This is a genomic window from Atribacterota bacterium, from assembly GCA_028717805.1.
GTDB lineage: Bacteria > Atribacterota > Phoenicimicrobiia > Phoenicimicrobiales > Stramentimicrobiaceae > Stramentimicrobium.
Genome location: JAQUNC010000048.1, coordinates 1 through 13,184, shown reverse-complemented (window position 1 = coordinate 13,184; position 13,184 = coordinate 1). Strand labels below are relative to the sequence as shown.

The 13,184-nt window shown below is 36.8% G+C and carries 16 protein-coding genes; 14 read left to right on the top strand and 2 right to left on the bottom strand.

What is annotated here, in order from left to right:
• Positions 1–67 precede the first annotated feature (67 nt).
• From PHD84_09380 to PHD84_09355, 6 genes are all read left to right on the top strand, one after another.
• Positions 68–607 carry an NUDIX hydrolase gene (locus tag PHD84_09380; protein ID MDD5638007.1) on the top strand — a complete coding sequence of 180 codons (540 nt, stop codon included), beginning with the start codon at positions 68–70 and terminating at the stop codon, positions 605–607.
• A 131-nt stretch (positions 608–738) separates the two neighbouring features.
• The gene (locus PHD84_09375; GenBank protein MDD5638006.1) at positions 739–1,077 is read left to right on the top strand and encodes a cupin domain-containing protein; all 339 of its coding nucleotides are present in this window, start codon (positions 739–741) and stop codon (positions 1,075–1,077) included.
• A gap of 31 nt (positions 1,078–1,108) precedes the next feature.
• Entirely contained in the window at positions 1,109–1,936 is an 828-nt protein-coding gene (locus tag PHD84_09370; GenBank protein ID MDD5638005.1) for a hypothetical protein, read from the top strand.
• A gap of 21 nt (positions 1,937–1,957) precedes the next feature.
• Entirely contained in the window at positions 1,958–2,296 is a 339-nt protein-coding gene (locus PHD84_09365; GenBank protein ID MDD5638004.1) for a cupin domain-containing protein, read from the top strand.
• 46 nt (positions 2,297–2,342) lie between these two features.
• Positions 2,343–3,146 (top strand): HAD family hydrolase, encoded by an 804-nt coding sequence (locus PHD84_09360; protein MDD5638003.1) that lies wholly within the window; start codon positions 2,343–2,345, stop codon positions 3,144–3,146.
• 253 nt (positions 3,147–3,399) lie between these two features.
• A complete protein-coding gene (locus tag PHD84_09355) occupies positions 3,400–4,587 on the top strand; it encodes an alanine--glyoxylate aminotransferase family protein (GenBank protein ID MDD5638002.1) in 1,188 nt (395 codons plus the stop codon).
• Between the two features lie 164 nt (positions 4,588–4,751).
• Here the strand turns inward: PHD84_09355 and PHD84_09350 are convergent, their stop codons facing one another.
• Both PHD84_09350 and lepB read right to left on the bottom strand, forming a co-directional pair.
• The gene (locus PHD84_09350) at positions 4,752–5,342 is read right to left on the bottom strand and encodes a hypothetical protein (protein ID MDD5638001.1); all 591 of its coding nucleotides are present in this window, start codon (positions 5,340–5,342) and stop codon (positions 4,752–4,754) included.
• A gap of 67 nt (positions 5,343–5,409) precedes the next feature.
• Complete coding sequence (lepB, locus tag PHD84_09345) at positions 5,410–5,961, bottom strand: signal peptidase I (protein MDD5638000.1); 552 nt, start codon at positions 5,959–5,961, stop codon at positions 5,410–5,412.
• 172 nt (positions 5,962–6,133) lie between these two features.
• Between lepB and PHD84_09340 the strand changes: the two genes are divergently transcribed.
• The 8 genes from PHD84_09340 to PHD84_09305 all read left to right on the top strand — a co-directional run.
• Positions 6,134–6,832, top strand: a complete 699-nt coding sequence (locus tag PHD84_09340; GenBank protein MDD5637999.1) for an HAD family hydrolase — start codon at positions 6,134–6,136, stop codon at positions 6,830–6,832.
• Positions 6,833–6,897: 65 nt separating this feature from the next.
• Positions 6,898–7,809, top strand: coding sequence for a radical SAM protein (locus PHD84_09335; GenBank protein MDD5637998.1), 912 nt, complete (start codon positions 6,898–6,900; stop codon positions 7,807–7,809).
• A gap of 64 nt (positions 7,810–7,873) precedes the next feature.
• Positions 7,874–8,770 (top strand): DMT family transporter, encoded by an 897-nt coding sequence (locus PHD84_09330; protein MDD5637997.1) that lies wholly within the window; start codon positions 7,874–7,876, stop codon positions 8,768–8,770.
• A 271-nt stretch (positions 8,771–9,041) separates the two neighbouring features.
• Positions 9,042–9,251 carry a hypothetical protein gene (locus tag PHD84_09325; protein MDD5637996.1) on the top strand — a complete coding sequence of 70 codons (210 nt, stop codon included), beginning with the start codon at positions 9,042–9,044 and terminating at the stop codon, positions 9,249–9,251.
• Positions 9,252–9,360: 109 nt separating this feature from the next.
• On the top strand, positions 9,361–10,173 hold the full coding sequence (locus tag PHD84_09320; protein MDD5637995.1) for a ZIP family metal transporter: 813 nt from the start codon (positions 9,361–9,363) through the stop codon (positions 10,171–10,173).
• 123 nt (positions 10,174–10,296) lie between these two features.
• Positions 10,297–10,929: a GntR family transcriptional regulator gene (locus PHD84_09315; protein ID MDD5637994.1), complete on the top strand. Its 633-nt coding sequence runs from the start codon at positions 10,297–10,299 to the stop codon at positions 10,927–10,929.
• Between the two features lie 57 nt (positions 10,930–10,986).
• Positions 10,987–11,946 (top strand): L-threonine 3-dehydrogenase, encoded by a 960-nt coding sequence (locus tag PHD84_09310; GenBank protein ID MDD5637993.1) that lies wholly within the window; start codon positions 10,987–10,989, stop codon positions 11,944–11,946.
• Between the two features lie 24 nt (positions 11,947–11,970).
• A partial coding sequence (locus PHD84_09305) for an aminotransferase class I/II-fold pyridoxal phosphate-dependent enzyme (protein MDD5637992.1) occupies positions 11,971–13,184 on the top strand: 1,214 nt, incomplete at its 3' end.

The following is a 13,184-nucleotide window of genomic DNA, read 5'->3' as shown; positions in this document are numbered from 1 at the left end:
GGGGCAAATTTGACAAAAAAAGCTTATCGATTGTATAAGGAGAAAATAAAGGGTAGAGGAGAATAGGATGAAACAGGTTGATATAAAATATTGTACCAAGTGCGGTTATCAATTAAAGAGTGCAATAATTCAGGGAAGACAGCGGATGTATTGTCAGAATTGTGATACCATTTATTATGATAATCCCATTCCTAGTGTAGCTGCGGTAGCTAGAAATGAAAGAGGTCACATATTGTTAGTGAAAAGAAAAGAAGAGCCCAAGAAAGGTTTCTGGGCATTGCCCGGAGGATTTATTGATGATGGAGAATCAGCTATTCAAGCTGCTTTAAGGGAGTTACAAGAAGAAACTGGTTTGAAGGGGATAGTAAAGAGATTTATTAAGATATTTAATCTTGAAAGTAATTTATACGGGCATGTTATAATTATAACTTATGAGGTAAGTATTACCGGAGGTAATTTGCAAGCTGGTGATGATGCTGAAAGTGCTGACTTTTTTGACATTGAGAAAATGCCACCCCTTGCTTTTTCCTTCCAACAAGAAGCGGTGGAACTGGTTTTAGGTTATTCCTTAACAAAGAAAGGTAAAAAGATGAGTAAGATTCACTGAAATTATTTCTTATTCATCTCAAATTTCAGGTTTTATATTATTTTTATTTGCGATGTTGTTTTAAGTTTTCGTATTGTAACTTAATACCTTAATTATAGATCTATAAATCAAGAAATTTAAGGAGGAAAAAAATGGAAGAAATAAAGTTTTTTAGCAAGGATGATTTAAAAGTAAAGCTAATATTAAAAAGTTCGCAATTAAGAGCAGTAGCACACGACCATGTAATGATGACCTTGTTTGATTTTGGCCCTGATGACCCTGTGATACCCGGCCACCACCATCCCCATGAACAAATCACTTATATTCTAAAAGGTTCAGTGAGAATGGTTTCCGGAGAGAAGAGTCAGATAATAAAGGCAGGGCAGGGAGCAATTATTCCACCTGATGTTGAACATGAGGTATATGCCCTGGAGGAGGATACCCAGGCATTAGATATTTTTTACCCCTTAAGAGAAGATTATTTATCTTGATTACCAGATATAAATTAAGAAGGAAGTTTTCATGCCACTATTAGCTATTGATTATGATGGGGTGATTGTTGATAGTGTTCTAGATTCCCTTTTTATCAGTCATAATGCCTATTTAGAGTTGGTGGGAAGTTCTAATAAAAAAGTCTTTGGTGGAGAAAGATTTACCTTTCAAAACTGGACTAAAATCCAAAAAAAATATGACCAGGAGATTCAATATTACCGTTCTTTAAGACCTTTTATCAGAGGCGCAACGGACTATGGATTGATTCAAAAATTGTTGGAAGAGAAAAGGTATTTACGAAATCAGCAGGAATTTGATTACTATCGGAATACTGTACAATTTGAGTTTCAGAAGTTTCACCAACTATTTTATCAAGAGAGAAAAAGATTACAGGAGAAAAGTTTTGAAGGATGGCTTAAACTGGAACCAGCTTACCAGGAAGTTGTGCGAGGGATTAATCATTTTGTTCAGGAAGGGGTAAAGGTAGTGGTTGCCACCTCCAATCGTCGGGAGTATATCGCCAGGGCTTTTCATCCCAACTACTACAATATACCCATAAAAGAGGAAGATATACTTGATGTAAGTATGGGTGAAGACAAGTCAAATCAGATGAAATATATTAACAAATATTATGGAGTACAATGCGATGAAATTTACTTTGTTGATGATCAGTTAACGCACTTGGAGCAAACCCGTGGGCTTGGTATACATGTTTTTTTAGCCGGTTGGAGTTATGCTACTCTTCAACAAAAGGAAAAGGCTGTACTGGAGGGAATCCCAATTATTGAGTTTGAGGAAGATTTCTATTCCATGGTAAAGGAATATATGAAAAAAGATGTTAATAAGCGAGAATTATAAAGCAGTAAGGGGGAAAATTAGATGAAGGTGATAGATTACCATGAGGTGCCTTTGGAAGAGGTAGAAGCTGGAGAAGCAAAAAATGTTAAGGTGAGATGGCTCATTTCTGAGAAAGATGATGCCAGAAATTTTGCTATGAGGCTATTTGAGGTTCAATCCGGGGGGTATACGCCTTATCATGCTCACGATTGGGAGCATGAAGTATTTATTCTGGAAGGGGAAGGAGAGGTCAAGATAGAGGACAAAACTTATCTCATTAAAAAAGATAGTGTGGTATTTGTAAATCCCGGTGCCCAACATGGCTTCAAAAATGCAGGAGAGCATGTATTAAAATTTCTTTGTTTAATTCCTTATAAGTAATTATGGTATAAAATAATACTCAAATTTCATTTTCCAGAGGGTGTCAATGAAGATATTAGCAGTTGATTTTGACGGAGTAATTAGTGATAGTGCTCTTAAATCATTGTTTGTCAGTCATAATGCTTATTGCCGTCATTTTGGAGCGGAAGTGAAAAAAAGTTTTGGTGGTCAATTATTTACTTTTGATAATTGGGAACTTATGAAAAAGAAATACCATCGGGAAATGGAAAAATACAGACAACTGCGTGCTTATGTGGAGCTGTCCTGTGATTTTTTGGTTATGACTAAGATTATTGAAGAACAAATAGAAGTAAGAAGCCAGGAAGAATTTATCAAAATTCGCAATGAAATGGACTTAGATTATCATTTCTTTCATGAATTATTCTTTCAGGAAAAAGAAAAATGGCAAAAGAAAGATTTTACTAAATGGTTTTCCCTATCTCCAGTCTATGAGGAGGTGGTGGCAGTAATTAAGCAATTATTAGAGGAGGGAGTAAAGGTTGTTATTGCCACCTCTAATTTAGGCAAGGCAATTCACCCTGCTTTCCATCAGGATTATCTTGGATTTCCTATGTCCCTGAAGGATATTTTTGATAAGAACTACGGTAAGAATAAATCCGATCATATGAAGGCTATTGTAGCACAGTATAAGGTCAATTTTGAGGATATCTACTTTGTCGATGACCAGTTAAGTTATCTAGAAGAAACACAGATTTTAGGAGTTAATGTCTTTCTGGCTGGCTGGGGTTACTGTACGGAAGAACAGAAAAATATTGCTCGACAAAAAGGTGTTACTGTTATTGAAGAGGAAAAAGATTTTTATCCTACTATGAAACAATTTTTTGATTAGCCTTGACTATCCTAAGGACAGTTCCTATCTAAGCTTATGATTCCTCAGGATCCTATAAACATAAAATATAACTAAATTTTTACAGCATAACTTTTATAGGGGAATTCAGGTATGAGATTGCCACGCACTACCTAAGTAGTGCTCGCAAGGACCTTGAAGTTTATAGTTAAACTAATTTACACTAAGAACCAAATTAACAGTTTACTAAATACCATTACTATATCCTAAAATGAATCAGGAGGAGGATTAATAAATGAAAAATTATACTGATTTAAATCCTAGAAAAAGAGTTCTATTAGGACCCGGTCCCAGTGACGTTCATCCCCGTGTATTAAAGGCAATGGCTACACCTCTGGTAGGTCATCTGGATCCGGATTTCCTGGAGATTATGAATGAAACTAGAGCAATGCTTAAAGAGGTATTTCAGACTGCAAATGAAATGACTATTGCTCTATCTGGAACCGGTAGTGCTGGAATGGAAGCTTGCCTGGTGAACCTTCTGGAACCAGGGGATAAAGCAGTAGTCTGTATTAGCGGCTTATTTGGAGAGAGAATGTCTGATATTGTAAAGCGATGTGGAGCTGAACCTGTTATTATACAGGCAGAATGGGGTAGTGTTATAAAACCAGAGCAAGTTCAAAAAGCCCTGACTGACAGTGGTAAGGTTAAATTGTTAGCAATCGTTCATGCCGAAACTTCAACCGGGGTAAGACAGCCTCTGGAAGAAATCTCTCGATTAACAAAAGAGGCAGGTGCTCTCTTTGTGGTGGATGCAGTAACTTCTTTAGCCGGTATACCAGTAGAAACTGATAAGTGGCAGGTTGATGCCATATATAGCGGTACCCAAAAATGTCTAAGTTGCCCGCCGGGATTGGCACCGGTTTCTTTCAGTGAAAATGCCCTTCAGTCTATTACTCAGAGAACAAGTCCCATCAAAAGCTGGTATCTGGATATTCAAATGCTCCAGAGTTACTGGGGCAAAGAAAGATTTTACCATCATACTGCCCCCATTAACATGATTTATGCCTTACGGGAAGCTTTGCGCCTGGTTTTAGAAGAGGGATTAGAGCAAAGATTCCGCAGGCATAGTTTGCATTCCAGGGCGCTGGTAGCAGGTTTGGAGGGGATGGGATTAAAGATGGTAGCTCCTGCTGCCTATCGCTTACCGGAGTTAAATGCACTCTATATTCCAGAGGGAATTGATGATATTACAGTAAGAAAAGCACTACTCAATGAATATGGAATTGAAATTGGTGGAGGACTGGGAAAATTCAAGGGAAAAGCCTGGCGTATAGGGCTTATGGGTTACTCTTGTTCTAAGGATAATGTTATGCTTTTTCTATCTGCACTGGAGAATATATTAAAGAGCCAGGGATATGCCTTACCTGAACATGGAATTATTGCTGCCCAGGAAGTATATCATAGAGAAGTAAACCAATAGATTTTTAAGCAACAGAGGCTTTGTCTTTAAAAAAGGCATAGCCTAGCCTCTGTTCTAGTTATGATGATGGCTATGCCGAATATTTATCGCTGAGTAATTACTCTGCTATTTTAGCTAATAAACTTGCTCCCTGGGTTGAAGCTTGTTATAACTTAACTTCATCTTTAGTCAATTACAAAATTAATTGTTTTTTCTACTGTTTTTTGACTGGCAACATCTTTAACTATCAGCAGGAATTGATAATCTCCAGGAGGAAAAGGTTCATTCTGAGTGATAACATTGTTAATAAATAATTCTTTATTGGGAGCATGAGAGATTATATGGTATTCTAGAAAATCCTTTTGCTCTCCAAGAATGTTTCCTTCCATATCCAAAAAATAAAGGTCTTCTTTAAAATATATTTCGTAGAGTCCTTCATCTATTTCCTTTATGGTATAATTTTTTGGTTCAGAGTAGATAAAGAAGTCTTCTCCTGGTTTAAAATGATTATCATCTCTCCTAAGATAAAATCCAAATCCAGTTGCTTCTTCTTTGGTAAAACAAAGGTTATTTAATTCCAGGGGCGCTTTGTTCCATATCAAGGTCAATGTTTTTTCCAATATATCTGCAGCCATTTTATAATTTTGTTGTTCCAAATAGTATAATGCTTCTGCTATAAGATCTTTCTCTGATGCTATTAAAGTAACAGAGAAGATAAATTGTGTAACAAGTAAGAATAAAAGGAAAATCCAAATCCACTTATTAATTTTTTTCATAAATCCTACTTTCAAATTATTTACATATTCTAAAATATTTTATTTTTCTTATCTATTCCTTCTTCATTCAAGGCATACGAGCCTTGGTAATAGGCCAAAAAACTACAGAAGCCCTACCTATTATGTTTTTTCGCGGGACAAAGCCCCAGAAACGACTATCACTGCTGTTTATCCGGTTATCACCAAGTACGAAATAGGAATTTTCGGGAATCGTAATTTCCGGCATTGTTTCCAAGGAACGATGTATGATATAATCCTCTTCCAATCTCTCTCCATTGAGATAGACAATTCCCTCAACTATTTTTACTTTATCTTCTCCTACAGCAATTATCCTTTTAATGTAATTGTGATTCTGGTCAATGGGAGGTTTAAAAATTACTATATCACCATGCTTAGGTTCGGCTACCCTGTAGACAATCTTATTACAAATTAGTCTTTCCCGGTTGAATAAAGTATCTTCCATAGAAGCGCCTTTTACCACAGTAACCTGTCCTATGAAGGTTATGATAATAAAGGCGATTATGCCGGCACTTACCACTGTTTCAATAAGTTCTCGCCACATAGATTTTACCTTTTTCCCATTTTTCTTCTTATTAAGAAGTGTATCACTTTTTGCCATATTTCTCCTCTTTTCCTTATATTTCTTTTTCTCTAGGTTATCTTCATTAAAAATTATATCATATTTATTTGTTTTACAAGTAATAAAAAATTTTACCAGAAATGATAAATCAGGCTATAATAAAAAATATCCTTTGGTAATATGATAATAAATTCACTTTAACAAAATGAGAATGAGGAGGAATAATAAGATTAATACTATTATCTTTGATCTCGATGATACTCTGATCAAGACTTCCAAAATTTACAACTGCGCTAGATCTGAATTTTCCAAGATTATGTCCAGATTGAAATTTTCTAGCAAGGAAGCCTTGGAAAAACTTGATGAAATTGATATAGGGCATATTGCCGAGCAGGGTTTTGCCAAAGAAAGGTATCCTTTAAGCCTGGTGAAGACTTATCATTATTTTTGCCATAAGTTCGGTAAGAAAATTAATACTCAAATAGAAAAAGAAATTGCCAGTATTGGCTGGAATGTTTTTCAGCAGACTCCGGAACCAGTAGAAGGAGTTGATTTAGTATTAAATAATCTCAAAAATCGATATACCTTAATTCTGGCAACTCTTGGAGATCCGGAAATACAGCATCAAAAAATTATGCGTTCTGGTTTAAAGACTTATTTTAAGGCCATATATGTCTTAAATTATAAAACAGCCAATGAATATCTACAGATTTTACAGGAACATAATTTAAGGAAAGAAGAAACCTGGATTATTGGCAACAGTATCAGGTCTGACCTGAATCCTGGATTGCAATTAGGATTAAACTGTATACTGATTCCTGCCAGTACCTGGAAGTTTGAAGAAGAAAAACCAATTTCTAATCAGTATATGCAATTGGATTCTTTAACTGAAGTATTAAATTATTTGTAGTATCAAAATCAATAGAAAATTGCGATACTATAGATATTACAAAGATAATTTAATAAAGATCAAAAATGAGAAAATACCCATCTTATCTTAATATTAGTGAAGTTCAATTTCGAAGACGAATTAAAGATGCTTATCAGATTCTGCAATCCTGCCGAATTTGTCCGCATCATTGTGGTGTAAACCGTATTGCTGGTGAGAAAGGATTGTGTCGTTCAACTGCACAGGTAATGGTGTCCAGCCATAATGTTCATTTCGGGGAGGAACCGCCTATTTCCAGAATTAATGGTTCGGGGACCATCTTTTTTACTAATTGTACACTACGTTGTATATTTTGTCAGAATTATCCCATTAGTCAGCTGGGTAATGGTAATCCAATTTCTATATACCAATTATCCAGTATTATGCTTGATTTACAAAAAAAGGGATGTCATAATATTAATCTGGTAACACCAACTCATTTTGTACCACAGATTATAGCAGCGATAGGGAAATCCAGAAAAAGAGGTCTTTCTATACCAATAGTATATAATAGCAGTGGTTATGAATCCCTGACTACTTTAAAGTTATTAGAGGGAATTATAGATATTTATCTTCCGGATGCTAAGTATGCTGATAACTTTATTGCCTGGAAGTATTCCAGAGCAAAGAATTACGTTTCCGTACTTAAAGACGCCTTGCGTGAGATGTATCGACAGGTGGGCAATTTAAAAGTAGACCAGAATGGAGTTGCTGTTTCCGGATTGATAATTCGTCATTTGGTCTTACCAAATAATCTGGCTGGCACTGACCAGATATTACCATGGATTGCTAAAAATATATCCCAAGAAATTTATATTAGCTTGATGTCTCAATATTTTCCTACCTTTAAAGCTATGAATTATCCCCAACTCTCTTGTGGTATTAGCAGAAAAGAATATCAAAAGGCAAAGGTTATCTTTGAGCAGTGTGGATTAAAAAATGGTTGGTTGCAGCAATAAATAATAAAATTAAATATTAAAATTAATTATACAAATAAGAGGAAAGAAATAGGTTGAAAAAAACATGAATAGAACAAATAGTAGATTCAAAGCAGAAATAACACTATTGGGAGTAGTAATTATCTGGGGCTATACCTTCCCTCTAATCAAAAACATACTTTTGACAATCCCTCCCTTCACCTTTTTGACCTATCGCTTTTTTCTGGCTTTTTCAGTAATTTTTTTAATTTTTTATAATCAATTAAGAAAAATTAGACTGCAGACTGTTAAAAAGGGATTTCTGGTAGGGTTATTTCTTTTTATTGGTTATTTTGGGCAGACAGTTGGAACCCAATTTACTACTGCTACTAAAACTGCCTTTATTACTGGAATTTCAGTAGTTCTGGTTCCTATTTTTGCTTTTTTCTGGAGCAGGGAAAAAATCCAACTTAACTCCATAATTGGAGTGATTCTAGCCATGCTCGGTCTCTGGTTAATGAATTCTAATGGGACACTTTATTATATCAATACAGGTGATTCACTTGTTTTCCTGGGGGCAGTAGGATTTGCTCTCTATATTATTGCTGTAGATATTTATACCAAAAAATATGATTATATTCAGCTGGTTTTCATACAATTGGTTACCGTTTGTTTTATGTCTTTTTTTATGTCCTTTTTATTTGAACGAGAAGCACTCCATTTTTCATACCATCAGTCGGTACTATGGGCAATTATGGTTACCGGATTATTTGCTACTGCTCTCGCTTTTTATTTACAGAATCGTTTCCAACGTTATTCCAGTCCGACTAAAATTGCCATTATTTTTTCTACGGAACCTGTCTTTGGAGCCTTATTTTCTCACCTGATTTTAGGAGAAACTGTCGGTGTTTTTGGATTAATAGGAGGAATAGCAATTTTTACTGGTATGTTTATCGCTCAATTAGAAAAGGGAGAAGGGAAGGAAACTGATTTTTATAGGTAAATAAAATTCACAATTTTTTCTTATGAAATTGGATATCCAGTTGGAATTGGATTTAAAATAGCAGAAAACCAATGCACTAAATTATCTGTTATAATTATTATAAAGATTATAAAGAATAATTTACTATTTTATTATCTATCATATAAAAGTATGGTATTAGCAAATGTCATGCAATACGCACGGCGCAAAACATGATAACTAAATATACTAATAGATAGATAGAGGGATTTCAGGGAAACCTCCCTTACTATCTTTTTTTAAAGGAGGCCTTATGATGCGTAAGATACTTTTAGAAAGAACCAAAATTGGCGAATTTCTAAGTATGGAAGCATTTTGTAATATCGAAGATGTAGATCTTATAATTTATTCGGTTGATGTAGCTTCAAATTGCGTATTTAAAAAGGACGAGTGGGAAGAGTTTGTTAAAAATGTGAACAGGATCAATGAAACCTATCAATTAATAGCCAAAGAAAAAATTTAATTAGCCCAGATACCTTTTTTGATATTGGCTGTGGAGTTGGGCGCTAGTATTTTATTGTTATGGTTTCACTAATAAATCAAACATTAAAATATAGGGGAAAAATATTAATATGCTTAATGCATTCTCTCTTTTACATCCGATTGCCCAGGCGTTTCTGGCTGGAATATTTACCTGGGGTATGACTGCACTTGGTGCTGGGGCAGTCTTCTTAACCAGGGAGGTGAATAGAAAATTATTGGATGCTATGTTAGGATTTGCTGCTGGTGTGATGATAGCGGCAAGCTACTGGTCTCTCCTGGCGCCGGCAATTGCTATGGGTGAAGAAGGACCTTTTCCCGGTTGGGTTCCAGCTGCCATTGGTTTTCTTCTGGGTGGTATTTTTCTACGGGTGATTGATGCAGTATTACCACACCTACATCTTGGTTTATCAATGAAAGAAGCTGAAGGAGTCTCTACAACCTGGCAGAGGAGTACTTTGCTTATTCTCGCTGTAACCTTGCACAACATCCCAGAGGGGTTGGCAGTAGGAGTAGCTTTCGGAGCGGTGGCTGCTGGCTTACCAGCCTCTACTCTTAGTGGTGCTATCGCGCTAGCAACTGGTATTGGAATACAGAATTTTCCGGAAGGCATGGCTATCTCTATGCCTTTAAGAAGAGAAGGTATGTCTGCTCGAAAAAGCTTCTGGTACGGCCAACTTTCTGGCATTGTAGAACCAATTTTCTGTATGATTGGGGTTTCAGCCGTCTTAATTTCTCGCTCTATTCTTCCTTATGCCCTTGCCTTTGCTGCGGGAGCTATGATATTTGTAGTGGTAGAGGAGTTGATACCTGAGTCACAGCAAAAGGGCAATTCCGATCTGGCGACTATGGGAGTAATGATTGGATTTACCATCATGATGATCCTGGATGTATCATTAGGATAATTCATAAAACTTCTAAGAACACAAAAGAACCGTCCCCTTATATATTAATTGATTTTTATTTGAAAAAGATATATAATAAAAATATGAACAATATATTTACAATATATGAAGGATATCAAAAGAATGAAAGGAAGCGATCTCTTTAATGAGTTGAAAAGAAGAATTGTCTTCTTTGACTATAAACCCCGCCAGATGCTTAATATCAAAGATCTTTCTAAAGAATTCGGAGTGAGCGCTATTCCTATTAGAGAAGCGCTAATTCGATTGGAAGAGGAAAAATTGATTAGTATTATTCCCAATAATGGTGCTTATGTTAGTGATTTAAGTTTTCAGGAGTTAAAGGATGTTTTCGAAGTGAGATTATTTTTACTGGGAATGGTGGGAAAACTGGCCGTAAAAAGGGCAAAACAGGAAGAGATTGCTGAAATGATGATTCTGGCAGAAAAGATAAAAAAGGAAAAGAGCAGAAAGAAAATTATTCAACTTGATGCTCAATTCCATGATTTACTAAACAAGTCTACCGGAAATGAAGTACTGGCAGATAGTCTGGAGAAACTCAGAAATAGATTGGGACGTCTATGGTATCTGGCTGAAAAATCGGAAAGTTACTCTTTACAAATTCCTCAGGAGATAGAAAGCCTGATTAAAGCCCTGGAGGCAAGAGATGGAGAAAGATGCCAACAGATACTGCAGGAGCATGCCATCCACTTCATAGAAACAATTAAGATTAATCTCTATGACGGTTATCCAGTATAATAATTTAATAGTTTAAGATATTTTTTCTTCTCAAAAAAATCAAAGGGAGGAACCCAAATGAAAAACATTCTGGTGATTGGTGCTACTGGGCAGATTGGTTCTGAGCTGACATTGGCTTTGCGAGATAGATACGGTTCAGCCAATGTAGTTGCTGGAGGCCATGTCAAAAAACCATCCTCTGATAAATTAACAGACTCAGGTCCTTTTGAAACAGCAGATTGTCTTGATACCAAAGCACTCACTGCCCTTCTCCAGAAATACCACATTGATACCATTTACCACCTGCCAGCCTTACTTTCTGCCACTTCCGAACAGAATCCCAAATTAGCCTGGGAAGTCAATCTTCAGGGTTTGATTAATGTCCTTGATTTAGCGAAATCCTATCAATGTGCCGTCTTTTTCCCCAGCTCCATCGGGGTATTTGGTGACAGCACTCCCAAAGATAAGACACCGCAGGATACCATTCAACGGCCTTCCACCATCTATGGCATCACCAAATTAACCGGTGAATTGCTCTGTACTTACTATTATCAGAAATATAATCTTGATGTGCGTGGAGTTCGTTACCCTGGTCTAATCTCCTATGAAACACTCCCAGGCGGGGGAACCACTGATTATGCAGTGGAGATATTTTACCAAGCCCTTACCCAGCAACATTATAGCTGCTTTTTAAGAGAAGATACCTATTTAGATATGATGTATATGCCTGATGCCATAAAGGCGGCGATTCAGCTTATGGAAACAGAAAGCAGTCGACTGGTACATCGCAACGGATATAATGTTACTGCGATGAGTTTTTCTCCCAGAGAACTGGCTGAGGAAATCAAGAGATGGATTCCAAAATTCCAGATAAGCTATCAGATAGATCCGGTAAGACAGGCCATCGCCGATTCCTGGCCTAATAGCATGGATGACCAGGTGGCACGGAAGGAATGGGATTGGCAGCCGGATTATGATCTGCCCAAGATGACTAAAGATATGATTGCAAAACTAAAGGTGAAATTAAATAAAAAATAGATTTTATAAAGGAGGATGCCTCTTATGTGTTTAGAAAGATTAGAAAAAGCACTTCAGGAATCCCTGCAAAACTTAGAACAAGAAGGTCGCTTAAAAGGCAGAGAGATGATTATTACTGATATTAGAAAAGCAAAAGGGGAAGAAGGACCCCGTTACTTTTTAAAGGGTAGAGAAGGTAAGCCCTATATCCGTATGAATTCTAATTCCTACCTCGGCTTATCATTGCGCAAAGAGATGATTTCACCTGGGAAAGAGGCTACTCTTCAGTTTGGTACAGGACCGGGAGCAGTACGTTTCATCAGCGGTACCTTTCAGGCTCATCGAAAATTAGAGCAGAAGTTAGCTAATTTCCATAAAAGAGATGATGCCATTATTTTTAGTTCAGCCTATACTACAGTACTAGGTGTCCTAACTCCCTTGATTACGGGAGAGACCATAGTAATTAGTGATGAGTTAAACCACAACTGTATTATTAATGCCATTCGCCTATCCAGACCGGCCGATAAGGCCATCTACCGTCATCTTGATATGGGAGAATTAGAAGAACAACTAAAAAAGAGTATCGGCAAGGGAAAGCGTATTGTTATTTTAACCGATGGTATTTTCAGCATGAGAGGAGACTATGCCCTCTTGGATAGGATTTCAGAGCTTTCCCAAAGATTTCAAAAGCACTTTGCTGAAGGGGTAGTAGTGGTAGTAGACGATTCTCACGGGGTAGGCTGTTTTGGAGCAACAGGTAGGGGCACAGAAGAATATACTAAAGCTGATGGTGTTGATATCCTGATTGGTACCTTAGGCAAGGCCTTTGGAGTAAATGGAGGCTATGCCACCTCCAGTCAGACTGTCATTACCTATCTGCGAGAAAATGCACCGCTTTACATCTACTCAAATCCCATTTCCCCGGCTGAGGCAGCAGAGGCTTATCATTCGCTGGAAATAATAGAAAGTGAGGAAGGTCAAGCTATTTTAGAACATCTCCAAAGGATGACCAGGCGATTTGAAGAAGGACTGAAGGAACTGGGTTATGAAATAATTGAAAGTGACCATCCCATTGTTCCCTTAATGGTCAGAGATACCAAAAAAACCAAAGAACTGGTCAACTTCCTGATTGAAAATGGCATACTTGCTACCGGACTGAATTTCCCTGTGGTTCCCCGTGGAGATGAGGAGATTCGTTTTCAGGTGAATGCCGATCATACCCCTTACGATATTGATACGGTACTGGAAGTGTTAAGAAG